Here is a 23929-nt window from a genome sequence, read left to right as displayed (position 1 = left end):
CCAGAGCCATGCCCCAGATCCCCGCCGCCCCCGCCGCCCTGCCGCCGGCCGACCGACTGCCCGGCTGGGACCCGGCGTGGTCCCGCCTCGTGGAGATCCGCTCCGCCGCGGACCCGGAGGGGACCGTGCGGACGCTGCACGTGGCGGACACCGGTCCCGTGCTCGCGGCGGCCGGGGCGGAGATCGTCGGCACGATCGTGGCGGTGCACGGCAACCCGACGTGGTCCTGGCTGTGGCGGTCCCTGCTCGCGGAGACCGTGCGCCGGGCACGCCGGGGCATGGCCGCGTGGCGCGTCGTGGCGCCGGACCAGCTGGACATGGGCTTCTCCGAGCGCCTCGCGCACGCGGGCTCCCCGTCCGCCGCGTCGATGGGCCGTGCCGGCGACACCTACCGCACGCTGGGCGGCCGCATCGACGACCTGGACGCCCTGCTGGCGGCTCTCGGGCTGCGCGACCTGGCAGCCACCGGCCACCCGCTGATCACGCTCGGCCACGACTGGGGCGGCGTCGTGTCCCTCGGCTGGGCGGCGCGTCATCCGGAGCTGGTGGCCGGCGTCGCGACCCTGAACACCGCGGTCCACCAGCCCGAGGGGGCGCCGATCCCCGCCCCGCTGCAGGCCGCCCTCGCCGGGCCCGTCCTGCCGGCCTCCACCGTCACCACGGACGCCTTCCTCTCCGTGACGACCTCCCTCGCCACCCCGGCCCTCGACCGCGAGACCCGGGCCGCCTACCACCTGCCCTACGACACGGCGGCCCGACGCGGCGGCGTCGGCGGCTTCGTCGCGGACATCCCGGCCGACCCCGGCCACGGCAGCCATCCCGAACTGCAGCGGGTGGGCGAGGACCTCGCCGCCCTGGGCCGCACCGACGTGCCCGCCCTCATCCTGTGGGGCGCCGACGACCCGGTCTTCCTGGACCGCTACCTCGACGACCTCCGCGACCGCCTGCCCCACGCGCGCGTGCACCGTTACGAGCGGGCGGGGCACCTGCTCGTGGACGACCGCGACATCACCGCGCCCCTGCTGCAGTGGGCCCAGCTGCTGCGCGGCGGCCAGCTCTCCGACCCCGCCTCGGGGCTGCCGGGCCCCGTCCCGCACGCCACCGCCGACGCGGCCGCCGACCCGGGCCTGGAGGTGGACCTCGGGGAGGAGCCCGGAGCCCGCGAGCCCGGCGTGGTCCGGCTCTGGGACCACCTGCGCGACTGGGGCGCCCCCGGCTCGGACCACCGCGAGTACACCGCACTGGTGGACATGGCCGGCGCCCAGGCCGGCCGCTCGCTCGTGGGCACCGCCCGCCGCCCCGTGGCCGTCACCTGGGGCGAGCTGCAGGAGATGGTCTCGGCCATCGCCACCGGGCTGTGGGCCGCGGGCATGCGGCCGGGCGACCGGGTCGCCATGCTCGTGCCGCCGGGTCGCGACCTGTCGGCGGCCCTGTACGCCGTGCTGCGCGTGGGCGCCGTCGCCGTGGTGGCGGACCAGGGCCTCGGGGTCAAGGGCATGACCCGGGCGATGAAGTCGGCCCGCCCCCGCTGGATCATCGGCCGCACCCCCGGGCTGACGCTGGCCCGCGCCCAGTCCTGGCCGGGCACCCGGATCTCCGTGACCGAGCCGGGCGCCGCCCAGCGCCGCCTGCTCGACGTCTCCGACTCGCTCTACGCGATGGTGGACCGCCACCGCGACCCGGCCGCGGGCGACGCCGTCGACGAGCACGGCACCGTGCTGCCCGAGCCCGCCCTGGACGCGGACGCCGCGGTGCTGTTCACCTCCGGCTCCACGGGCCCGGCCAAGGGCGTCGTGTACACGCACGAGCGGCTGGGCCGCCTCGTGGCGCTGATCTCCCGCACCCTGGGCATCCGCCCGGGCGGGTCCCTGCTGGCCGGCTTCGCCCCGTTCGCGCTGCTCGGACCCGCCCTCGGCGCCGCGTCCGTCTCCCCGGACATGGACGTCACCCAGCCGGCCACCCTCACCGCGCAGAAGCTGGCCGACGCCGCGATCGCCGGGCAGTCGAGCGTGCTGTTCGCCTCCCCCGCCGCCCTGGCGAACGTGGTCGCGACCGCCGACGGCCTCGACGCGCCCCGGCGCGAGGCGCTCGACGCCGTGCGGCTCGTGCTCTCGGCCGGCGCCCCCGTGCACCCGCAGCTGATGCGCCAGGTCTCGGACCTCATGCCGAACGCCCGGGTCCACACGCCGTGGGGCATGACCGAGGGGCTGCTGCTCACGGACATCGACGGCGCCGAGGTGCAGCGCCTGCGCACCGCCGACGACGCGGGCGTCTGCGTGGGCTCCGCGCTGCCCACGGTGTCCCTGGCCATCGCGCCGCTGCTGGAGGACGGTAGCGCCGAGGACGTCATCCTCGACCCCGCGCGGGGACACGGCGTCCTCGGCGAGATCGTGGTCAGCGCCCCCCACCTGAAGGACCGCTACGACGCGCTCTGGCACACCGACCAGCAGAGCAAGCGCGACGGGCTGTGGCGGCGGGACGGCCGGGTATGGCACCGCACCGCCGACGTCGGCCACTTCGACGCCGAGGGCCGCGTCTGGCTCGAGGGTCGGCTCCAGCACGTGATCACCACGCCCGAGGGCCCGGTCGGTCCGGGCGGGCCCGAGAAGACCGTCGACGCGCTCGGGCCGGTGCGGCGCAGCGCCGTCGTCGGCGTCGGGCCCCGGGGCACGCAGGCCGTGGTCGTCGTCGTGGAGGCGGCCGTGCCGGCCACGCGCCCGGCGCGGCGCCCGGGTCACCACCGCGACGGCCGGCCCAAGCAGGGCCTCGCCCCGACCGCGCTGGCCTCCGCCGTGCGCGCGGCCCTCGAGCCGCTGCCGGTGGCCGCGGTGCTCGTGGCGGATGAGATCCCCACGGACATCCGGCACAATTCCAAGATCGACCGCGCCCGGGTGGCCGACTGGGCGGAGGCCGTGCTCGCCGGCGGGAAGGCGGGTGCGCTGTGAGCGGCTTCGGCTACGACGTCGGCCTCGATGCCGCCGGCATGCCCGACCTCGTCGAGCGCCTCGAGTCGCGCCGCGTCCTGGTGACCGGCGCCTCGGGGCTGCTGGGCGCGGGTGTCGCCCGGGTGCTCGCCGATGCCGGCAACGACGTGACCACCCTGCAGCGGCGTCCCTCGGGCGTGCCCGGTGCGCGGGACGTGCGCGGGTCGGTGACCGACCCGGCCGCCGTCGAGGAGGCCCTGACCGGCGCGGACACCGTGGTGCACGTGGCCGCGAAGGTGTCCGTGTCCGGCCCCGAGCACGAATACGAGGCCGTGAACGTCGAGGGCACGCGCATCCTGCTGCACGCCGCGCAGCGGCACGGCGTGCGACGCTTCGTCCACGTCTCCTCCCCCTCCGTGGCGCACGCCGGCGACTCCATCGTCGGCGAGGGCGCCGGAGCCGCCAGCCCCGAGCACGCGCGCGGACCCTACGCCCGCACGAAGGCGGCCGGCGAGCGGCTGGCCCTGGCCGCCGACCGCGACGACTTCCGCGTCCTCGTGCTGCGCCCCCACCTGATGTGGGGGCCCGGGGACCTGCAGCTCACCGACCGGATCGTGCAGCGCGCGCGGGCCGGGCGGATGCCCGTGCTCGGCACGGGCGCTCCCCTCGTCGACACGCTGTACACGGCCAACGCCGTCGAGGCCGTGGTGGCGGCCGTGTCCGCGGCCGACGTGCACCACGGCGAGGCCCTCGTGGTCACCAACGGCGAGCCGCGACCGGTCGGCGAGCTGATCCGCCAGATCGCGCTGGCGGGCGGCGCCGCGGAGCCCGAACGCCGCATCCCGGCGGGCCTGGCCCGGCGCGCCGGCGCCCTGATCGAGCGGGCGTGGGAGCGGGATCTGTTCGGGCTGCGGTCCCGGGGCGTCGGCTCCGACGACGGCGAGCCGCCGCTGACCGAGTTCCTCGCCGAGCAGCTCTCGACCGCCCACTGGTTCGACCAGCGTCGCACCCGTGAGGTCCTCTCGTGGACGCCGACCGTGAGCATCGACGAGGGCCTGCACCGCGTCGCGGCGTACTACCGCGACCGCTGACGCCCGCCGCGGCCGGAACGAGCGCCCGTCCCGAGCTTTCGTTCGGGAAACGGCGCGGGTCACGCCGCTTTCGTTCGGGAAACGGCGGCGGCCGCGCCGCCGTTTCCCGAACGAAAGCGGAGGGTCAGGCGTCGATGCGCTCGCGGTCCAGCTCGTCGGCGTGGGAGACGATGAAGTCCTTGCGCGGGGCCACCGCGGAACCCATGAGCAGGTCGAAGACGCGCTCGGCGGCCTCCACCTCGGCGATGTTCACGCGGCGGAGCATGCGGTGGCGCGGGTCCATGGTGGTCTCGGCCAGCTGGTCCGCGTCCATCTCGCCCAGACCCTTGTAGCGCTGGATCGGCTCGCGATACGAGCGGCCCTCCCGCTCCAGGCGGGCGAGCGTCGCGTGCAGCTCCTGCTCGGAGTACGTGTAGATGACCTCGCGTTCCTTGACGCCCCGGGTCACCGCCTCGATCCGGTGCAGCGGCGGGACGGCCGCGTACACGCGCCCGGCCTCGACCATGGGCCGCATGTAGCGGAAGAAGAGCGTCAGCAGGAGGGTGCGGATGTGGGCACCGTCCACGTCCGCGTCCGTCATCAGCACGACCTTGCCGTAGCGGGCCGCATCCAGGTCGAAGCTGCGCCCCGCACCACCCCCGACGACCTGGATCAGCGCCGCGCACTCGGCATTGGCCAGGATGTCCGAGACGGAGGCCTTCTGCACGTTCAGGATCTTGCCCCGGATCGGCAGCAGGGCCTGGAAGTCGGAGGACCGGGCCAGCTTGGCGGTGCCGAGCGCCGAGTCGCCCTCGACGATGAACAGCTCGGAGGAGGCGACGTCGTTGCTGCGGCAGTCCGCCAGCTTGGCCGGCATCGTCGAGGTCTCCAGGGCGTTCTTGCGCCGCTGGTTCTCCTTGTGGGTGCGCGCGGAGATGCGCGACTTCATCTCGGCGACGACCTTCTCCAGCAGCGTGTGCACCTGCTGCTTCTGGGCGCGGGCCGTGGAGGTGAGGCGGGCGGTCAGCTGCTTCTCCACCACTTGGGAGACGATCCGCCGCACCGCGGAGGTGCCGAGGATCTCCTTGGTCTGCCCCTCGAACTGCGGCTCGGCGAGCCGCACCGTCAGGACGGCGGTCATGCCGGCCAGCACGTCGTCCTTCTCCACCTTGTCCGACCCGGCCTTGAGCCGGCGCGCGTTGGCCTCCACCTGGGCCCGGAACACCTTCAGCAGTGCCGCCTCGAACCCGGACTGATGGGTGCCGCCCTTGGGCGTGGCGATGATGTTCACGAAGGACCGGAACACGGTGTCGTAGCCGACGTCCCAGCGCAGGGCGACGTCCACCTCGCACGTGCGCTGCACATCCTGCATGGAGGTGCGCCCGTCCTCGCCGAGCACCGGGACCCGCTCCTTGAAGGTGCCGGAGCCCTGGATCCGCCACACGTCCGTCACCGGGGTGGCGGGCGTGAGGTGCTCCACGAACTCGGAGATGCCGCCGTCGTACTGGAAGACCTCCTCGACCGGGCCGTCGGCGCCGGGCGTGCCGGGTCGGCGGCGCAGGTCCTTGACCGTGATCCGCAGGCCCGGGATCAGGTAGGCGGTCTGGCGCGCCCGCGCACGGAGCTCCTCGGCGGAGAACGTCGCGTCCTTCACGAAGATCTGCTCGTCCGCCCAGTAGCGCACGCGCGTGCCGGTCTGCCCGCGCTTGGCCTTCCCGACGACGTCCAGCGGCGAGGCGTCCGTGGACGGCTCGAACGGGGCGTCCGGCGACGGGCGCGACCCGTCCTGGAAGCGGCCCGGCTCGCCGCGCCGGAACGACATCTGATGGACCTTGCCCGCGCGCAGCACCTGCACGTCCAGGCGCGAGGACAGGGCGTTGACCACCGACGCGCCCACGCCGTGCAGGCCGCCCGAAGCGGCGTAGGAACCGCCGCCGAACTTGCCGCCGGCGTGGAGCTTGGTGAACACCACCTCGACGCCGGACAGGCCGGTGCGCGGCTCCACATCCACGGGGATGCCGCGCCCGTTGTCCTCGACCTCGACGGAGCCGTCCGGATGCAGGGTGATCTCGATCGACTGCCCGAAGCCGGCCAGGGCCTCGTCCACCGAGTTGTCGATGATCTCCCAGAGGCAGTGCATGAGGCCGCGGGAATCGGTGGAGCCGATGTACATGCCCGGCCGCTTACGGACGGCCTCGAGCCCCTCCAGCACGGAGAGGTGGCGGGCGTTGTACTCGGTGTTCGCGGGCACGGGGGCGGGCCTTTCGGTGGACGACGGCGGCCGGTCCAGCCTACTCCGCGGGCCGGACACGCCAGGATCCGAGCCGGACCTCCCGGGCCGCCCGGCCCGCGCGCTTGCGTACGCGGGTGGCGAAACGCGGGTGCGGGGCGGGCGCGCGGGGAAGTTCCCTGCCATCCTTGCTGTTCCATGGGACAAGAGGAGGACCGGCCCGCCCCACCGGCGTCGTCGCCCTCCAGCCCCGAGAGACCCGAGGAGGACACCATGTCCATCACCGCCGTGGCCGAGCCGGCCGCCCTCACCCGTTCCGACCGCTGCGACCGCTGCGGCGCGCAGGCCTACGTCCGCGCCGTGCTGCACTCCGGCGGTGCCCTCCAGTTCTGCGCCCACCACGCCCGCGCCGTCGAGGACGCGCTGCGTCCCCAGGCCGCACTGTGGCAGGACGAGACGGACCGCCTCACCGCCGGCGCCTGACGCGCCCGGCATGACGAAGGGCCGGACCCCCGCGGGGGTCCGGCCCTTCGTCATGCCGCTCCGACTCAGTCCAGGTAGTCCCGGAGCACCTGCGAGCGGGAGGGGTGACGCAGCTTGGACATGGTCTTCGACTCGATCTGGCGGATCCGCTCGCGCGTCACGCCGTAGACCTTGCCGATCTCATCCAGCGTCTTGGGCTGGCCGTCGGTCAGGCCGAAGCGCATGGCGACGACACCGGCCTCGCGCTCGGAGAGCGTGTCCAGCACCGAGTGCAGCTGCTCCTGGAGCAGCGTGAAGGAGACGGCGTCCGCGGGCACGACGGCCTCGGAGTCCTCGATCAGGTCGCCGAACTCGGAGTCGCCGTCCTCGCCGAGCGGGGTGTGCAGGGAGATGGGCTCGCGGCCGTACTTCTGCACCTCCACGACCTTCTCCGGGGTCATGTCCAGCTCCTTGGCCAGCTCCTCCGGGGTGGGCTCGCGGCCGAGGTCCTGGAGCATCTGCCGCTGCACGCGGGCCAGCTTGTTGATGACCTCCACCATGTGCACCGGGATGCGGATGGTGCGGGCCTGGTCCGCCATGGCGCGGGTGATGGCCTGTCGGATCCACCACGTGGCATACGTGGAGAACTTGAAGCCCTTGGTGTAGTCGAACTTCTCGACGGCGCGGATCAGGCCGAGGTTGCCCTCCTGGATGAGGTCCAGGAACAGCATGCCGCGGCCGGTGTAGCGCTTGGCCAGCGAGACCACCAGACGCAGGTTGGCCTCGAGCAGGTGGTTCTTGGCCTTGCGCCCGTCCGCGATGATCAGCTGGATGTCCCGGCGCTCGCGGTAGTCGTCGGAGGCCTCGTGCTGCACGACGTGCTCGGCGTAGAGGCCGGCCTCGATGCGCATGGCCAGGTCCACCTCCTGCTCGGCGTTGAGCAGGGCGACCTTGCCGATCTGCTTCAGGTAGTCCTTCACCGGGTCCGCCGTGGCGCCCGCCACGACCACCTGCTGCACCGGGGCGTCGTCCTCGGAGTCGTCCATGACGAACGCGCCCTTGGACTGGGCCACCTTCTGGCCCGTGGCGGCCTTCGTGCCGGTCACGGCCTCCGCGTCCATCGCCGGGCGCTCCGGAGCGTCCGAGCCGTCCGCGTCCTCGTCGTCCGAGTCCTCGGTGGCGGTCTCGTCCTCCACCACGTCCTCCTCGACGGCGTCCGCGGCCTCGGTGCGCTCGCGCGCCTCGACGAACTCCTCGTCGTCCTCGGCCTGCTCGGCGGAGGCGGCGGACGCGGTGGCCTTCTTGCCCCGGGTCGTGGCGGTCTTCTTCGCGGCGGTGGTCTTGGCCGCGGCGGTGGTCTTGGCCGCGGCGGGCTTCCGGGTCGACTTCTTCTTGGCCGTCGGCGTGGCAGCGGTCTTGGTCGCCGCCGACTTCGTCGCGGTCGTCCGCGTCGTGCCGCCCTTGGTCGTGGCGCTCTTCGTGGCGGTCGACTTCTTGGCTGCCGTGGAGCGGGTGCGCGTGGTCGTGGCCCCGGAGGCAGTGGTCTCCTTGCCGTCCTGCGCACCGCTGGTCGTCGAAGTGGTCACTCGAGGCCTTTCCGTCTCGTCCGCGGCCACCCGCGGATCCTTGCAGTCCATATACACGTGACCCTGTCAAGTCCCGGCCTCGGACGACCGACGTCGTCCGGGCCCGTCGACTGCAGGGTCCGTCTGTGTCAACGACGGCTGTGACCGATCTATTCCGAACCCGGGAAACGGGGTGCGGTCGGCCGTGCCGTCGTGAAGCCGCATCATTCTCTCATGGGCCGCCACCGTCGGGCCGCCACGCGGTGGCCGGGTCGGTCGCCCAGCCGGCGACGCACCCCGCGGCCACGATGCGTCGCAGGACGGAGACGAACGGGTCGCCGGGGCTCAGCGCCGCCGCCGCGGTCAGGTGGGCGTCCGCGTCGGAGCCGTGGCCGCGGGCCCAGCCGACCCACCCGGCCAGCGCCAGGGCCTGCGCCGCCACAGCCGGCGTCGCGACGGGCACGAGCGCGCGCAGCCCCGCCCGCAGGGCGTCCAGCCGATCCCAGGCCGGCGCCCGGCCCGAGGCCGCGGTGAGGATCCGTTCCTCGTCCCCCGGATCCCCCGTGGCCGCGCCGGACGGCGCGGCGGCATGGAGCAGCAGGCCGTCGCGCCAGGCCGGACGCGTCAGCGGCGAGCCCAGCACGGCCGGTGCGGGCGCGCCGCGGTCACGCGCCGCGCCGGTCAGCACCGACTCCCACTGCGCCAGCCACGCGCGGCGTGCCGCGGGCGCGTCCTGCTCGGGAGGCCGCCACCGCGCGTCGTCGGCCCGGGCCGCCGCGGGACCGCGGCGCGGGACCGGGTCGGGCACCGCTGCACGGTCCCAGACCGAACCGCGGGTCATCAGGTGCAGGGACAGCGGCGCGGCTCGGGGGTCGAGCGGGCCCTCCTCGGCGACGCCGCTCCCCCACCAGGGGCGCGCCCGTCCCCGCGCGCACGTCCAGGCCGCGGTCAGGGGGCGACCCGCGGACGCCAGGGCGTCGTCGAGCGCCGCGGCCCAGCCGGGACGGGCGAGCGTGGCCCGGGCGCCGTCCGGCAGCGCGAGGCAGAGCGTCGCGTCCGCGGCTGCGTCCCGCCGGCACACCTCGGCCACGGCGCAGGCCCAGGCGCCGACGTCGACCTCCTCGGGAGGCAGGTCGACCCGCACCACGGCGCGCAGGCGCCCGTCGCGCAGGGTGAGGAGGACCAGGCTGCCCTCGGGCAACCGCCCGAGGGCGTGGCCGACGTAGGCGAGCAGGTCCTCCGGGCCGCGGGCCGGCAGGACGGGGACGTCGAGTGAGGTGGGGGCTTCCATGCCGCCACCCTGGCCGACCGGGCGCCCGCGGTGGGATCAGTCCCCGTCGCCGGTGGACGGACGGCCGGGTCCGTCCTCCTGTGCAGGAGCGGACCCGCCGCCGGCGTCCCGCGCGGCGAGGTACGCCTCGACGGCGGAGGCGAGTTCGTCCCCGTCGGGCAGGCCCTGCTCGGTCTCCAGGAGCGATCGCTCCTGGTCCTCGGCGTTCTGGTCGTAGTTGCGCTCCAGGCCGGCGATCATCTGCTGGATCTCCCCGGACCCGGAGACCTGGCGCTCCAGCTCGGCCTCGATGTCCCGCGAGGCGTCTCGCAGGTCGTCCGAGGGCAGCATGAGCCCCATGGCGGCCCCCGCGTACTCGAGCGCGGCCACGGCCGCCTGGGGGAAGGACGCCTCGGCCACGTAGTGCGGCACATGGACGGTGTAGCCCGCCGTCGGCAGGTCCGCCTCCTCGGCGCGCAGCTCGAGCATCTGCAGCAGCCCCGCGACGATGTCCGCCTGCGGGCTCCAGGTGGACAGCCCCTCGACGGCATCGGCGCGGGACCCGTGCGTCGTGACCCCGAGCCGCCGCGTGTGCGGCACGGGCAGCGGGGCCGCGTCGAGGAAGGTGAGCGAGTCCACCTCCCACTCCTGCGCGAGGCCGAGCACGGCCTCCGTCACCGCCTGCCACCGGAAGTCCGGCTCGGGGCCGGACAGCAGCAGGAAGGGGTGGCCGAGCAGGTCCTCGACCAGCTGCACCTCGAGCGCGGGCAGGCGCAGATCACGGTAGCGGTCCCGGTCGAACCGGAGCCGGGGACGCCGGGCGCGGTAGTCGAACATCGAGTCGACGTCGAAGGAGACGACGGTCCGATGGGTCAGGTGCTCGTGCAGCGCGGCCCGCACCTGCCGAGCGACCCGGCCCGCGTCCATGTGCCCGGTCAGGGCCACGAGCATGCCCAGGCCGGGGGGCACGGGCGCCCCCTCATGACGGGTGTACAGCGGCGCGGCGTCCTGCACGTCTCGTTCCCCTTCCGGTGGTCCGTCTGCGGGAGAGCCGTCCCCGCCGCCCGGATGGCGGCGGACGCGGATCCCTCCCTGTCCTCTGGCGTCAGTCAACCACGGCACGGCACACTCCTATTCCGCGCCCGCGCGCCCTGGACGGGCGCGCGAGCCCTCTGGCTAGGATGACGCGGGACGGCCCGGCCCACCCCGCCGGGCGCATCCCCCACCCCCGGAAGAGAGGCCCGTCCGTGATCACCCTGGACCGCCCGACCCTGACCGCCCGCGCCCTGGAGGACCTGACCGCCTCCGCCCTCGTGGTGGGGGTGGGCACCGGCCCGGACGGCCCCGTGCTCCTGACGGACGCGCTGCCGGCCGAGGCGGCCACCGCCCTCGAGGCCTCGTTCGAGCTGCTGGGCGTGCGGGGCGCCGAGGACGAGGTCCATCGCCTGCCGGGCCTGGGCGGCGTGCCAGTGCCGCTGCTGGTCCTGGCCGGCGTCGGCGGTCTGGACGACGACGGCGAGGCCGCGGACGAGTCCCTGCGCCGCGCCGCCGGGGCTGCCGTGCGCTCCCTGGCCGGCACCGACGCCGTGGCCCTGGCCCTGCCGGCCGACACCCCGGCCCGGCTGGCCGCCGTCGCCGAGGGCGCCGTGTTGGGTGCGTACGCGTTCACCGCCCAGAAGTCCGAGCGCGCCCGCGCCGAGGCGGACACGTCCCGGCCCGTCCGCGAGCTCGAGGTCGTCACCCCGCTCGCCGCCGCGGACGCCGACCCCGTGCTGCGCCGGGCCGCCGTCGTGGGCGACGCGGTCTGCGCCGTGCGCGACCTGGTGAACACGGCCCCCTCGCACCTCTACCCGGCCACGTTCGCGGACGCCGTCGCGGAGGACCTCGCGGACTCGTCCGTGAGCGTGGACGTGTGGGACGAGGACCGCCTGCGCGCCGAAGGCTTCGGCGGCATCCTCGCGATCGGCCAGGGCTCCTCCCGCCCGCCGCGGCTCGTGCGCATCGAGCACGCGCCGGCCGACGCCGCCGCGCACATCGCGCTGGTGGGCAAGGGCATCACCTTCGACTCGGGCGGCATCTCGCTGAAGCCCGCCGCCTCGATGATGACGATGAAGTCGGACATGGCCGGCGCCGCCACCGTCTTCGCCGTCGTGCGCGCCGCCGCGGCCCTGGACGTCCCCGTGAAGGTGACCGGCTGGCTGGCGCTGGCCGAGAACATGCCCTCGGGCACCGCCATCCGCCCGTCCGACGTCATCACGATGTACGGCGGCAAGACCGTGGAGGTGATGAACACGGACGCCGAGGGCCGCGTCGTCATGGCCGACGCCCTCGTGGCGGCCACCGACGAGCGTCCCGACGCGGTGCTCGACGTGGCCACCCTCACCGGCGCCCAGCTGGTCGCCCTCGGCGTGCGCCACACGGGCGTCATGGGTGACGACGCGCTGCGCGACGAGGTCGTCGCCGCGGCCGACGCCGCCGGGGAGCTCGCGTGGGGCATGCCCCTGCCGGAGCAGCTGCGCGCCTCGCTCAATTCGCGCGTCGCGGACATCTCCAACATGGGCGACCGCTTCGGCGGCATGATGACCGCCGCCACCTTCCTGCGCGAATTCGTCGACGCCGGACGGTCGGAGGGCGACGCCGCCGCCCGGACCCCCTGGGCCCACCTCGACATCGCCGGTCCCTCCTTCAACGAGTCGGCCGCGTACGGCTACACCCCGCAGGACGCCACCGGCGTGATGGTGCGGACCCTGTTGGGTCTCATCGAGGGGCGTGCCCGGTAAGGTTGGTCCCGATGTCCACCGCATCCCCGGCCGCGCGGCCCGCCGCCGACGGCCGGGGGTGGCGGTGACGCACCACCACCACGATCCACCGACCCCAGCACCAAGGAGCAACACCGTGGCCGACAAGGCAACCGCTCAGGAATTCGACGTCCTCGTCCTCGGCGGTGGCTCCGCCGGGTACGCCGCAGCCCTGCGTTCCGTGCAGTACGGCAAGTCCGTCGCCCTCGTGGAGAAGTCCAAGGTCGGCGGCACCTGCCTGCACTGGGGCTGCATCCCCACGAAGGCCTACCTGCACGCCGCCGAGGTGGCCGACGAGACCCGCAACGCCGCCAAGTTCGGCGTCAACGCGACCCTCGAGTCCGTGGACATGGCGAAGGTGCGCGACTACAAGGACGGCATCGTCGCCGGCAAGCACAAGGGCCTGGCCGGCCTGCTGAAGATGCGCAAGGTCCAGGTCATCGAGGGGGAGGGCAAGCTCGTCTCGAAGAACGAGGTCGAGGTCGACGGCACCCGTTACACGGCGGAGAACATCGTGCTGGCCTCCGGCTCCGTGGCCAAGACCATGGGCCTGCCCATCTCCAAGAAGATCATGACCTCCACGGAGGCCCTCGAGCTGGACTACACCCCGAAGTCGGCCATCGTGCTCGGCGGCGGTGTCATCGGCTCCGAGTTCGCGTCCCTGTGGAACTCCTTCGGCGTCGACGTCACCATCATCGAGGGCCTGACGACCCTGGTCCCCAACGAGGACCCGGCGATCATCAAGGTCCTCGAGCGCGAGTTCAAGAAGAAGGGCATCAAGACCAACCTGGGCACGTTCTTCGACAAGGTCGAGGAGACCGACTCGGGCGTCAAGGTGACCCTCGCGGACGGCAAGGAGTTCGAGGCCGAGGTCTGCCTCGTCGCCGTCGGCCGCGGCCCGAACACCGAGGGCCTCGGCTACGAGGAGCAGGGCGTCAAGATGGACCGCGGCTTCGTCCTCACCGACGAGCGCCTGCACACCGGCGTCGGCAACATCTACGCCGTGGGCGACATCGTCCCCGGTCTGCAGCTGGCGCACCGCGGCTTCCAGCAGGGCATCTTCGTGGCCGAGGAGATCGCCGGCAACAAGCCGATGGTCGTCGAGGACATCAACATCCCGAAGGTCACCTTCACCGAGCCGGAGATCATGTCCGTGGGCTACACCCAGCCCAAGGCGGAGGAGAAGTTCGGCAAGGACAACGTCGAGGTCGCCGAGTACAACCTGGCCGGCAACGGCAAGTCCTCGATCCTCGGCACCGGCGGCATCATCAAGATGATCCGCCAGAAGAACGGCCCGATCGTGGGCGTGCACGGCATCGGCAAGCGCATCGGCGAGCAGATCGGCGAGGCGCAGCTCATCGTGAACTGGGAGGCCTACCCCGAGGACGTCGCCCAGTTCGTGCACGCGCACCCCACGCAGAACGAGGCCCTGGGCGAGGCCGCCATGGCCCTGTTCGGCCACCCGCTGCACAGCTGACCCACCGCACTGACCATCCCGGGTCCGTGCGTCGGGCCCACCTCGCAACCCCGGGTGGGCGCCCCCGGCGCCCACCCCTCATGAGGAGCATCGGAACCATGTCTGAAACCGTGAACCTGCCCGCCCTGGGCGAATCCGTCACCGAGGGCACCGTGACCCGCTGGCTCAAGGCCGTCGGCGACGAGGTCGCCGTCGACGAGCCCCTGGTGGAGGTCTCCACCGACAAGGTCGACACCGAGATCCCGTCCCCCGTGGCCGGCGTGCTCGAGGAGATCCTGGTCGAGGAGGACGACACGGTCGAGGTCGGCGCCCCGCTGGCCACGATCGGCGACGGCTCCGGCGGCGGCTCCGCCGCTGCGTCGGAGGACGACGCCGCGGCCGAGGAGCCCGCCGTCGAGGAGGCGCAGCAGGACGACGCCCAGCAGGAGCCCGCCGGCGAGCCGGCTCCGGAGGAGCGCGCCTCCACCGACCAGGGCTCGGACGGGGCCCCGTCGGCCGGCGGCGAGGCCTCCGAGGTCACCCTGCCCGCGCTGGGCGAGTCCGTGACCGAGGGCACCGTGACCCGCTGGCTGAAGTCCGTCGGCGACGAGGTCGAGGTCGACGAGCCGCTGCTCGAGGTCTCCACCGACAAGGTCGACACCGAGATCCCCTCCCCCGTGGCGGGCACCCTCCTGGAGATCCGTGCGGAGGAGGACGACACCGTCGAGGTGGGCGCCGTCCTCGCGCTCGTCGGCTCCGGCTCCGCCGGCGGCGGCTCCGCCCCGTCGGAGGGCTCCTCCGGTCAGGACGAGGCGTCCGCCGAGGAGATCGAGGACAAGGCGACCGAGGCCGAGGCCCCCGAGGAGACCGAGGAGGCCGCCGAGGCCGCCGGCGCCGAGAAGTCGGAGGAGACGCCCGAGGCGTCCCCGTCCGAGGAGGCCTCCCGGCGCGAGTCCGCCGAGCGCGACTCCGCGCAGGCCGAGTCCGCCGAGGCGCCCTCCGCCACCGAGCCCGGCCAGGGCTACGTGACCCCGCTGGTGCGCCGCCTGGCCCACCAGAACAACGTGGACCTGTCCACGGTCCGCGGCACGGGCGTCGGCGGCCGCATCCGCAAGCAGGACGTGCTCGCCGCCGCGCTGGCCTCGCAGGCCGCCGCGGGCGGGTCCGAGGCTCCGGCCGAGCAGGCCTCCGAGGCTGCCGCCCCGTCGTCGGCCCCGGCCGCTGCGTCCGCCCCGGCCGCGAGCTCCTCCGTGGACCCCTCGGTCCGCGGCGAGGTGGAGAAGGCGCCGCGCATCCGCCAGGTCATCGCCCAGCGCATGCGCGAGTCCCTCGACCTGTCCACCCAGCTCACCCAGGTGCACGAGGTGGACGTCACCCGCATCGTGCAGCTGCGCAAGAAGGCCAAGGCCTCCTTCCAGCAGCAGGCCGGCGTGAACCTGACGTACCTGCCGTTCATCACCAAGGCGGTCGCCGAGGCCCTCAAGCAGCACCCCAAGCTGAACGCGTCGTTCTCCGAGGACAACAAGGAGATCACCTACCACGCGTCCGAGGACATCGCGATCGCCGTGGACACGGAGAAGGGGCTGCTGGTGCCCGTCATCAAGGACGCCGGCTCCCTGAACCTGACGGGCCTCGCCCAGAAGATCGCCGACGTGGCCGAGCGCACCCGCACGAACAAGATCTCGCCGGACGAGCTCTCGGGCGGCACGTTCTCGATCACGAACATCGGCTCCGTGGGCGCGCTGTTCGACACGCCGATCATCAACCAGCCGCAGGTCGCGATCCTGGGCACCGGTGCGATCGTGAAGCGCCCCATGGTGGTGACCGACGCGGACGGCAACGACTCGATCGCCATCCGCCACATGATGTACCTGTCCCTGACCTACGACCACCGCCTGGTGGACGGGGCCGACGCGGGCCGCTTCCTGACGACGCTGCGTCAGCGTCTCGAGGGCGGCGAGTTCGCCAACGAGCTGGGTCTCTGACGGAAGGGGAGAAGGACTGTGGATATCCTGCACAGCATCCTGGTGGCCGTGCACATCGTGTCCGCCGCAGCGATCGTGGGCGGTTGGTTCGCGCACTTCCGCAACCCGACCGTCACCACCTCGCAGTGGTGGGGCTCCGTGGGCATGATCGTCTCCGGCGTGGTGCTTTTCGGCCTCGCCATGAGCGGGGAGCCGAACCACATGAAGCTGGGCGTCAAGTTCCTGATCGGCGTCATCGTCTTCGTGGCCGCCCTGATCGGCCGCCGCAAGTCCAACCGCGGGGAGGTCGTGCCCACGGGCCTGGCCCACGCGGTGGGCGGTCTGGGCCTGGTGAACATCCTGGTCGCCGTCCTCTGGCAGTGATCAGCCCAGGCGGCTGACGCCGCACCACGCCGCGGGCCCCGGGGAGCTTCTCCCCGGGGCCCGCGGCGTCCCCCCGTCTGGACCGCCGGCCTCCGGCGCTGGATCCGGGCCCGGGGTCAGCGCGGATCGACGGTCTCGACCCGCCACGTCCGACCCGCCGCGCCGCCGTCCCGCCCCTCGGGGCCCTCTCCGTGGCCGCTGCGCAGGACCAGCACGACCTCCTCGGCCGTCGCCTCCCGATGCGCCGCCACGCGTCCCGCGCGGTCCAGCACGGTGTGGGCCGACGTCCGGAGCACGGCGTCGACACGCAGCGCGTCGTCCCCGGCCCGCCGGGCGGGTCCGGCCTGCTCCACCGTCACCTCGAGGCCGGAGAAGGCGAACCCCTCGTCCGTCAGCCGGCGCAGCAGATCCCGGTCGTTCTCCCACGCCGGTCCCCCGGGCACGGCGTAGGCGTCCAGTCGCGCAGGCTCCGGGTCGATGAGCGCGGCCGTCCGGGCGTGGCCGACCGCGGCCAGCGCCTCGCCCACGTCGACGGCGTCCTCCCCGGCGGCGTCCTCCCCGGGGGCACCCGCGTCCGGCACCCTCGCCGGCGTCCCGCTCTCCCGCGTCCCGTCCGCCGGGCGCGCCGCGTCCACCGAGGTGCCGGCCGGCACCGCGCCCGCCGGCTCCGGCGCCCCCTCCGTCGCGTCGCCCAGGGACGCCGGCCACCACAGCCCCACGGTGCCGCCGCCCAGGGCCAGCGCGGTGGCCAGCCCGGCGGCCACGAGGACGCCCCGGCGTGGCACCGCCCCCCGTCGGCGCGCGAGCGCGCGCCGTCTCGGAGCCGCGCGTCGTCCCCGGCGTCGCCGCGTGGGCCCGGAGCCCGGCAGCACCGTGGGCAGCAGGTGCGCCACCTCGGCGGGGGCGGCCTCTCCCAGCGGGACCGGCTCGGGCCGGGCCGTCGCGTATACGGCTGCGGCGGCCTCTTCCGCGCTCGGCCGCGCCGCCGGGTCCGGGGAGAGCGCCGCATCGAGCAGCAGCGCGAGCTCGGGGGACGCTTCGGGGACCAGGACGGGCAGCGGCGCCCGATGCCCGGCGGCGCCCGGCGCCCGACCGGTGAGCGCGTACCAGCCCAGGGCGGCCCACGCATGGACGTCACTCGGCGCCCCCACCGCCGGAGACGCCCCCGGTTCCGCCCCGGCCCCCTGCACCGCGGCGAGCGCCTCGGGGGCCGCGAAGCCCGGCGTCGCCCCGGCCCCCGACGCCCCGCCGACCACCCGGGCGACGCCGAGGTCGGCGAGGGCCGGGCTGCCGTCGACGCCGAACAGGACGTTCGCCGGGGACACGTCGCCGTGCACCACCCCCTCGCGGTGAAGGCACGCGAGAGCCTGCGCGATCGGGACGAGCACGGTGACGGCCTGCCCCGGGCTCAGGGGTCCGACCCGCTGCACCATGTCCTGCAGCGTGCCGGCCGCGCGGTGCTCGGTGAGGACCCCGAGGCCCCGGTCCGTCTCCACCACCCCGAGCACGCGCAGCAGATGGGGATGCGCGACCCGTCCGGCCTGCGCCTCCGCCGCCAGGGCGTCCGGCGCCGCGCCGGCGCGGGGCACCTTCAGGGCGGACCGGACGCCCCGGCCGTCCTCGACGAGCCAGACCTCCGCCTGGGCGCCCGCGCCGAGCAGCCGGACGGGTTCCCAGCCCGGGGCGCGCGGCGCAGCCGTGCCCGGCTCCGATGACCTCCCCGGTTCGGTCTCCGGCCCGCCGCCGACGCGTCCGGCCGCGCCGCCGTCCGCCTCGTCCCAGTCCCGCATCGGTCTCCCCTCTCCGCCGCGCCGTCCGTTCCAGCCCAGGGTGCCGCATGTCCCCGAGCGTCACGGCGGTTGTCCACAGGTCCGGGCCCGAGGACTACAGTGGACGTCATGCCCGAGACACCCCTGCCGCCCCTGCGCGTGCTCGGCCTGGCGCCCGACCTGGTGGACTACCACGCCGCCTGGGACGCCCAGCGCGCCCTGCACGCGGACGTCGTCGCCGGCCGCTCCGACGGCGAATTCCTCCTCCTGGAGCACGAAGCCGTCTACACGGCCGGTCGCCGCACCGAGGACGCCGAGCGCCCCACGGACGGCGCCCCCGTCGTGGACGTGGACCGCGGCGGCAAGATCACATGGCACGGGCCGGGCCAGCTGGTCGGCTACCCCGTGGTCCGGCTGCGCGACCGTGCCCACGTCAAGGACTACGTCTGGTTCCTCGAGGAGCTGCTGATCCGCACCGCCGCCGAGTTCGGCGTCACGGCCGTCCGCGTGGACGGGCGGGCAGGCATCTGGGTCCTCGCGGACCGGGACGACGACGGCACGGCCCGCCCGGACCGCAAGGTCGGCGCCATCGGCCTGTCCATCCACGACGGCGTCTCGATGCACGGCTTCGCACTGAACTGCTCCAACTCCCTGGCCCCCTACGAGGGCATCATCGCGTGCGGCATCACGGACGCCGCCACCACCACCCTGTCGGTCGAGACGGGCCGGACCATCACCCCGGCCGACGTCGTGCCGGTGCTCACCCGTCATCTGGACGAGCTCGGGCCTGCGTACATCGCCGTCACCCCCACGGAAGGAATCCCCGCATGAGCCTCGCCCCCGAAGGACGCCGCCTGCTGCGCGTGGAGGCGCGCAACGCCGAGGTGCCCGTCGAGCGCAAGCCCGAGTGGATCAAGGCCAAGGTCCACATGGGCCCCGAGTACATCGGCCTGAAGAACAAGGTCAAGTCCGCCGGCCTGCACACCGTGTGCGAGGAGGCCGGCTGCCCCAACATCTTCGAGTGCTGGGAGGACCGCGAGGCCACGTTCCTCATCGGCGGGGACATCTGCACCCGCCGGTGTGACTTCTGCGACATCACCTCCGGCAAGCCGCGCCCCCTGGACATGGAGGAGCCGCAGAAGGTCGCCGAGAACATCCGCGAGATGGACCTGCGGTACGCCACCGTCACGGGCGTGGCCCGTGACGACCAGAAGGACGGCGCGGCGTGGCTCTACGCGGAGACCATCCGCCGCATCCACGCGCTCAACCCGGGGACCGGCGTCGAGATCCTGCCGCCGGACTTCGGCGCGGTGCCGGAGCTCGTCCAGCAGGTGTTCGACGCGCGGCCCGAGGTGTTCGCGCACAACCTGGAGACGGTGCCGCGCATCTTCAAGCGCATCCGCCCGGCCTTCACGTACGAGAAGTCCCTCCGGGTGCTCACGATGGCCAAGGCCGACGGGCTCGTGACCAAGTCCAACCTCATCCTCGGCATGGGCGAGGAGGACCACGAGATCGACCAGGCCCTGGTGGACCTGCACGAGGCCGGCTGCGACATCATCACCATCACGCAGTACGTGCGGCCCTCGAAGCTGCATCACCCCATCGACCGCTGGGTGAAGCCGCAGGAGTTCGTCCAGTGGTCCCAGCGCGCCGAGGAGATCGGCTTCCAGGGCGTCATGGCGGGCCCGCTGGTGCGCTCGTCGTACCGCGCGGGCAAGCTCTATGCGCAGGCCATGCAGCGCCTCGGCCGGGCCCTGCCGGAGAACCTGGCGCACCTGGCCGGGGAGAAGACCGCCCGCCAGGAGGCCTCCGCCGTCGTCGCCCAGATGTCCTGAGCCGCCCGACTAGACTGGACCCCGTCATGACGAAGAACAGCCAGCCCCCCGCGTCCTCCTCCGGCTCCACCTCCGCCACGCTCAAGGAGGTCAAGGCCATGCAGCGCGAGCGTCGCCTCCGCGAGAAGGAGCAGGCGAAGGCCCAGCGCCGGGACAAGCGCGCCACGAAGGGCCCGGGCGTGATCTCCCAGCTCAAGCAGGCCTACGCCATGACCAAGGCGCACGACCCCAAGGTCGGACTGTGGATGCTGCTGGCCTTCCTGGGCGCCCTGGTCGTCGGCCTCGTCATCGGCCTCCTGCTGGACAACTGGATCACGTGGCTGCTCATCGCGATCCCGTTCGGTGTGCTCGCCGCCGTCGTCATCCTGAACCGGAAGGCGCGCCGCGCCGGGTTCGCCCAGCTCGAGGGCCGCCCCGGCGCCGCCGGCGCCGCGCTCTCCACGCTGGGCCGCGGCTGGATCGTGTCCGAGCAGCCGGCCGCCGTGAACCCGAAGACCCAGGACCTCGTCTACCGCGCCGTGGGCCGGCCGGGCGTCGTGCTGGTGACGGAGGGCCCCTCCCCCCGCGTCGCCGCGCTGGTGGTCAAGGAGGAGAAGGCCATGCGCCGCTTCCTGCCCGGCGTGCCCGTCACCGTGGTGGAGTCCGGCAACGGCCAGGGCCAGGTCCCGCTGCACGAGCTGCCCGGCACGCTCAAGGGCATGAAGAAGGCCCTCACGGCGCAGGAGGTCCAGGCCGTGGACAAGCGTCTGACCGCGCTCAACACCAACCGGCTGCCCATCCCCAAGGGCGTCGACCCGAACAAGGTGCGCCCGAGCCGGCGCGCCATGCGCGGCCGCTGAGCGCCGACGCACCCGCGCGAAAGGGGGGGCGCCCCGCCGAGGATTCGGCGGGGCGCCCCCCTTTCGTCGTGTCCGGCCTCGCGTCGAGTCGGATCCGGCGTCGTCCGGCGCGGGCCGGTGCGCTCACATGCGGATCTCGACGGTGCCGGCGACCTTGTCGTGCATGCCGCGGCCGTCCGGGCCGACGACGACGGCCGGCAGCACGAGGCACAGCAGCGCCGTGCGCACCACCACGCGGTGCACGGGGGCGGTCCGGCCGCCGAGGCGCACCACCTGGGTGCGGCACACGGCCTTGCCCACGGTGGTGGCCAGCAGGGTGATGCCCAGGATGTGCATGGTGGCGAAGACCATCAGGGTGGCGATCGCGTCGGAGTCGAAGAGCAGCCAGGACACGCCCAGGGCCAGGAACCAGTCGATCACGAGGGCGACGGCGCGGCGGGCCGCAGTGGCCATCGAGGTCGGGCCGTGCTCGGGCAGGCCCAGCAGGTCCCCCGGCCAGCGGCCGCCGGCCAGGCCGCCGCCCGGACCGTCCACCCAGCCGGCGAGGTCGCGCCGGGTGATCAGCGGCTCGTCGCGGCGGGTCGGTTCGGGCTCTTGCGCGGGGTCGGGTGCTCTGCGTGCCACCGGCCCAGCCTACCGGCGCGGAACCGCGAGGCTCGCCGTGGGGCGTCACCGACGCCCACGGAGGCCGCCGGGCAAGTAGGGTGATGACACCCGCCACGCCAGCGCCGCCGTGCCGGACATGCCACCATCGTCACGACCACAGGAGCGCACCATGTTCACCTCCCCCGCGGACGTCCTCGCGTACATCAAGGATGAGGGGATCGAGTTCGTCGACGTCCGCTTCACCGACCTCCCCGGCATGCAGCACCACTTCAACGTGCCCGCCTCGAGCGTCGACGAGGACTTCTTCGTCACGGGCCAGCTCTTCGACGGCTCCTCGATCCGGGGCTTCGCCGGCATCGCCGAGTCCGACATGCAGCTCATCCCGGACGTCGCGACGGCCTTCGTGGACCCCTTCCGGGTCCGCAAGACCCTCACGATGAACTTCTCCATCGTGAACCCCCGCACCGGCGAGCCCTACCTGCGCGACCCGCGCGGCGTGGCCCAGCGCGCGGAGGCCTACCTGAGCTCCTCCGGCATCGCCGACACGGCGTTCTTCGCCCCCGAGGCCGAGTTCTTCATCTTCGAGGACGTCCGCTACGAGTCCTCCCCCCGCGGCTCGTTCTACGCCGTGGACTCGGACGAGGCCTGGTGGAACGCCTCCCGCGAGGACGAGGGCGGCAACCTGAGCCACAAGACCGGCCTCAAGGGCGGCTACTTCCCCGTCTCCCCCACGGACAAGCAGGCCGACCTGCGCGACGAGATCTGCTCGGTCCTGGCCGAGGTCGGCCTCGAGGTAGAGCGCTCCCACCACGAGGTGGGCGCCGCGGGCCAGGCGGAGATCAACTACCGCTTCAACACGCTGACCCACTCGGCGGACGACCTGCAGAAGTTCAAGTACGTCGTCAAGAACGTCGCCAACATGTTCGGCAAGTCCGCGACCTTCATGCCCAAGCCCGTCTTCGGCGACAACGGCTCCGGCATGCACTGCCACCAGTCCCTGTGGAACGGCGGCGAGCCGCTGTTCTTCGACGAGAAGGGCTACGCGAACCTCTCGGACACCGCCCGCTGGTACATCGGCGGCCTGCTGAAGCACGCCTCCGCGGTCCTGGCCTTCACCAACCCCACGGTGAACTCCTACCGCCGCCTGGTGCCGGGCTTCGAGGCCCCCGTGAACATGGTTTACTCGCAGGGCAACCGCTCGGCGGGCATCCGCATCCCGATCACCGGCTCCAACCCGAAGGCCAAGCGCATCGAGTTCCGCGCCCCGGACGCCTCGGGCAACCCGTACCTCGCGTTCGCCGCGCAGCTGATGGCCGGCCTGGACGGCATCCGCAACCGCATCGAGCCGGCCGAGCCGATCGACAAGGACCTCTACGAGCTGCCGGCCGAGGAGGCCGCCGACATCCAGAAGGCACCCGCCACCCTGGACGAGGCCCTGAACGCCCTCGAGGAGGACCACGAGTTCCTCCTGGCCGGCGACGTGTTCACCGAGGAGCTGATCGAGACCTGGATCGCGTACAAGCGCGAGATGGAGATCGCCCCGCTGGCCCTGCGCCCGAACCCCTACGAGTTCGAGCTGTACTACTCGGTCTGATCCGCCCGCCGCGGCCCCGACGACGGCCGTTCGTCTCCCACGCCGGAGGCGGGCGGCCGTCGTCGTGCCCGGCCGCGGAATAGTCCGGGGCCGGTGGGCGCTGGATCTGTGGAGACCTCCGCCCGGCCGGGCGGCCCGCAGACCAGGAGCACCATGACCGAGCACACCGCCCCCACCCCCCTGCCGCTGTCCCTGCTGGACCTCGCCCTCGTCCGCGACGGCGCCCCGATGGGCGAAGCCTTCGCCGAATCCGTGGAGCAGGCCCGCGTCGCCGAGGCCGCCGGCTTCCGGCGCGTCTGGTACGCGGAGCACCACAACATGCCCTCCATCGCCTCCTCCGCCACGGCCGTACTCATCGCGCACGTGGCCGCGCACACCGACTCGATCCGCCTCGGCTCCGGCGGCGTCATGCTGCCCAACCACTCGCCGCTGGTGATCGCCGAGCAGTTCGGCACCCTGGCCGAGCTGCACCCCGGCCGCATCGACCTGGGCCTGGGTCGCGCCCCCGGCACCGACCAGCGGACGCTGCAGGCGCTGCGCCGGGATCCGTCGGCGGCCGAGCGCTTCCCGCAGGACGTGCTCGAGCTGCAGGGCTACCTCACCGGCCAGAGCCTGATCCCCGGCATCGACGCCTACCCCGGCAAGGGCACCAACGTGCCGCTGTACATCCTCGGCTCCTCGGCGTTCGGCGCCCAGCTGGCCGCGCAGCTCGGCCTGGGCTACGCGTTCGCGAGCCACTTCGCACCGCAGATGCTCGAGCATGCGGCGCGCCTGTACCGGGAGCACTTCGAGCCCTCCGAGGCCCTCGCGGAGCCGCACTTCATCGCGGCGGCCAACGTGATCGCCGCGGACACCGAGGAGGTGGCCGAGCGGGAGTGGCAGGCCGCGCAGCGGGCGCGCATCCGGATGATGCTCGGCCGGGGCCGCACCCTCACCGACGACGAGGTCGAGATGCTGCTGCACTCCCCCGCCGGTCAGCAGGTGCTCGGGATGCTCGAGTGCACGGCCGTGGGCACCGGCCCGACGACGGCGGCGTGGCTGCACGACTTCGCGGCGCGGGTCCAGGCGGACGAGCTGATCATCACGACGGCGGCCCAGGACGCCGGCGTGCGGCGACGCACCCTGGAGCTGCTCGGGGAGCACGTCGTGCGCGCCTGAGCCGG

The 23929-nt window shown here is 73.7% G+C and carries 18 protein-coding genes; 12 read left to right on the top strand and 6 right to left on the bottom strand.

Translation table 11 applies throughout. The annotated features are described in order from the left end of the window. Positions 1–8: 8 nt before the first annotated feature. Together HDA34_RS00370 and HDA34_RS00365 are read left to right on the top strand one after the other, a co-directional pair. On the top strand, positions 9–2945 hold the full coding sequence (locus HDA34_RS00370; RefSeq protein WP_134377114.1) for an alpha/beta fold hydrolase: 2937 nt from the start codon (positions 9–11) through the stop codon (positions 2943–2945). Next, on the top strand, positions 2942–4015 hold the full coding sequence (locus HDA34_RS00365; RefSeq protein WP_041104605.1) for an NAD-dependent epimerase/dehydratase family protein: 1074 nt from the start codon (positions 2942–2944) through the stop codon (positions 4013–4015). The genes HDA34_RS00370 and HDA34_RS00365 overlap by 4 nt, the downstream gene beginning before the upstream one ends. Positions 4016–4139: 124 nt before the next feature. Here the strand turns inward: HDA34_RS00365 and HDA34_RS00360 are convergent, their stop codons facing one another. Continuing rightward, complete coding sequence (locus tag HDA34_RS00360; RefSeq protein ID WP_041104604.1) at positions 4140–6245, bottom strand: DNA gyrase/topoisomerase IV subunit B; 2106 nt, start codon at positions 6243–6245, stop codon at positions 4140–4142. A gap of 252 nt (positions 6246–6497) precedes the next feature. On the opposite strand from HDA34_RS00360, the gene HDA34_RS00355 reads away from it, so the two are divergent. Next, positions 6498–6707 carry a DUF7455 domain-containing protein gene (locus HDA34_RS00355; RefSeq protein ID WP_002858172.1) on the top strand — a complete coding sequence of 70 codons (210 nt, stop codon included), beginning with the start codon at positions 6498–6500 and terminating at the stop codon, positions 6705–6707. 65 nt (positions 6708–6772) lie between these two features. Here the strand turns inward: HDA34_RS00355 and HDA34_RS00350 are convergent, their stop codons facing one another. From HDA34_RS00350 to HDA34_RS00340, 3 genes are all read right to left on the bottom strand, one after another. Beyond that, on the bottom strand, positions 6773–8323 hold the full coding sequence (locus HDA34_RS00350) for an RNA polymerase sigma factor (protein WP_220482117.1): 1551 nt from the start codon (positions 8321–8323) through the stop codon (positions 6773–6775). Positions 8324–8483: 160 nt separating this feature from the next. Next, positions 8484–9542 carry a DUF4192 family protein gene (locus HDA34_RS00345; protein ID WP_041104600.1) on the bottom strand — a complete coding sequence of 353 codons (1059 nt, stop codon included), beginning with the start codon at positions 9540–9542 and terminating at the stop codon, positions 8484–8486. Positions 9543–9578: 36 nt separating this feature from the next. Further along, positions 9579–10535, bottom strand: coding sequence for a PAC2 family protein (locus tag HDA34_RS00340; RefSeq protein WP_036336980.1), 957 nt, complete (start codon positions 10533–10535; stop codon positions 9579–9581). Positions 10536–10768: 233 nt separating this feature from the next. Between HDA34_RS00340 and HDA34_RS00335 the strand changes: the two genes are divergently transcribed. The 4 genes from HDA34_RS00335 to HDA34_RS00320 all read left to right on the top strand — a co-directional run bounded on the left by HDA34_RS00335 (position 10769) and on the right by HDA34_RS00320 (position 16123). Beyond that, positions 10769–12301: a leucyl aminopeptidase gene (locus HDA34_RS00335; RefSeq protein ID WP_041104597.1), complete on the top strand. Its 1533-nt coding sequence runs from the start codon at positions 10769–10771 to the stop codon at positions 12299–12301. Between the two features lie 115 nt (positions 12302–12416). After that, on the top strand, positions 12417–13796 hold the full coding sequence (lpdA, locus tag HDA34_RS00330) for a dihydrolipoyl dehydrogenase (RefSeq protein WP_134377113.1): 1380 nt from the start codon (positions 12417–12419) through the stop codon (positions 13794–13796). 98 nt (positions 13797–13894) lie between these two features. Continuing rightward, positions 13895–15760, top strand: a complete 1866-nt coding sequence (sucB, locus tag HDA34_RS00325; RefSeq protein ID WP_134377112.1) for a 2-oxoglutarate dehydrogenase, E2 component, dihydrolipoamide succinyltransferase — start codon at positions 13895–13897, stop codon at positions 15758–15760. 18 nt (positions 15761–15778) lie between these two features. Further along, positions 15779–16123, top strand: coding sequence for a hypothetical protein (locus HDA34_RS00320; RefSeq protein WP_010078527.1), 345 nt, complete (start codon positions 15779–15781; stop codon positions 16121–16123). 116 nt (positions 16124–16239) lie between these two features. Here HDA34_RS00320 and HDA34_RS00315 read toward each other — a convergent pair whose 3' ends face one another. Continuing rightward, complete coding sequence (locus HDA34_RS00315; protein ID WP_134377111.1) at positions 16240–17913, bottom strand: serine/threonine-protein kinase; 1674 nt, start codon at positions 17911–17913, stop codon at positions 16240–16242. 108 nt (positions 17914–18021) lie between these two features. Here HDA34_RS00315 and lipB point away from each other — a divergent pair, with 108 nt between their 5' ends. Genes lipB through HDA34_RS00300 form a run of 3 tightly spaced genes read left to right on the top strand, consistent with a single transcriptional unit; the run spans position 18022 to position 20566 of the window. Next, positions 18022–18723, top strand: a complete 702-nt coding sequence (lipB, locus tag HDA34_RS00310) for a lipoyl(octanoyl) transferase LipB (protein WP_036314221.1) — start codon at positions 18022–18024, stop codon at positions 18721–18723. After that, positions 18720–19727, top strand: a complete 1008-nt coding sequence (gene lipA, locus HDA34_RS00305; RefSeq protein ID WP_098092552.1) for a lipoyl synthase — start codon at positions 18720–18722, stop codon at positions 19725–19727. Before lipB ends, lipA begins: the two co-directional genes overlap by 4 nt. A 26-nt stretch (positions 19728–19753) precedes the next feature. Next, the gene (locus tag HDA34_RS00300; RefSeq protein ID WP_036314203.1) at positions 19754–20566 is read left to right on the top strand and encodes a DUF4191 domain-containing protein; all 813 of its coding nucleotides are present in this window, start codon (positions 19754–19756) and stop codon (positions 20564–20566) included. Positions 20567–20689: 123 nt separating this feature from the next. On the opposite strand, the gene HDA34_RS00295 is transcribed toward HDA34_RS00300, so the two are convergent. Further along, a complete protein-coding gene (locus HDA34_RS00295) occupies positions 20690–21190 on the bottom strand; it encodes an RDD family protein (RefSeq protein WP_049146950.1) in 501 nt (166 codons plus the stop codon). Between the two features lie 151 nt (positions 21191–21341). Here HDA34_RS00295 and glnA point away from each other — a divergent pair, with 151 nt between their 5' ends. Both glnA and HDA34_RS00285 read left to right on the top strand, forming a co-directional pair. Continuing rightward, positions 21342–22766, top strand: coding sequence for a type I glutamate--ammonia ligase (gene glnA / locus HDA34_RS00290; RefSeq protein ID WP_036314201.1), 1425 nt, complete (start codon positions 21342–21344; stop codon positions 22764–22766). 153 nt (positions 22767–22919) lie between these two features. Further along, positions 22920–23924: an LLM class flavin-dependent oxidoreductase gene (locus HDA34_RS00285; protein ID WP_036314199.1), complete on the top strand. Its 1005-nt coding sequence runs from the start codon at positions 22920–22922 to the stop codon at positions 23922–23924. Positions 23925–23929: the final 5 nt, after the last annotated feature.

This window comes from Micrococcus luteus (genome assembly GCF_014138885.1).
Lineage (GTDB): Bacteria > Actinomycetota > Actinomycetes > Actinomycetales > Micrococcaceae > Micrococcus > Micrococcus luteus.
The sequence above is the reverse complement of the archived record's forward strand: the minus strand, read 5'-3'. Positions and strand labels throughout refer to the sequence as shown.

Excerpts from the sequence above, each read along its gene's own strand:
- HDA34_RS00370 (WP_134377114.1), top strand. The coding sequence starts at position 9 with ATGCCCCAGATCCCCGCCGCCCCCGCCGCCCTGCCGCCGGCCGACCGA.
- HDA34_RS00355 (WP_002858172.1), top strand. The coding sequence starts at position 6,498 with ATGTCCATCACCGCCGTGGCCGAGCCGGCCGCCCTCACCCGTTCCGAC.
- HDA34_RS00350 (WP_220482117.1), bottom strand. The coding sequence starts at position 8,323 with ATGGACTGCAAGGATCCGCGGGTGGCCGCGGACGAGACGGAAAGGCCT.
- HDA34_RS00345 (WP_041104600.1), bottom strand. The coding sequence starts at position 9,542 with ATGGAAGCCCCCACCTCACTCGACGTCCCCGTCCTGCCGGCCCGCGGC.
- sucB (WP_134377112.1), top strand. The coding sequence starts at position 13,895 with ATGTCTGAAACCGTGAACCTGCCCGCCCTGGGCGAATCCGTCACCGAG.
- HDA34_RS00315 (WP_134377111.1), bottom strand. The coding sequence starts at position 17,913 with ATGCGGGACTGGGACGAGGCGGACGGCGGCGCGGCCGGACGCGTCGGC.
- lipB (WP_036314221.1), top strand. The coding sequence starts at position 18,022 with ATGCCCGAGACACCCCTGCCGCCCCTGCGCGTGCTCGGCCTGGCGCCC.
- lipA (WP_098092552.1), top strand. The coding sequence starts at position 18,720 with ATGAGCCTCGCCCCCGAAGGACGCCGCCTGCTGCGCGTGGAGGCGCGC.
- HDA34_RS00300 (WP_036314203.1), top strand. The coding sequence starts at position 19,754 with ATGACGAAGAACAGCCAGCCCCCCGCGTCCTCCTCCGGCTCCACCTCC.
- glnA (WP_036314201.1), top strand. The coding sequence starts at position 21,342 with ATGTTCACCTCCCCCGCGGACGTCCTCGCGTACATCAAGGATGAGGGG.
- HDA34_RS00285 (WP_036314199.1), top strand. The coding sequence starts at position 22,920 with ATGACCGAGCACACCGCCCCCACCCCCCTGCCGCTGTCCCTGCTGGAC.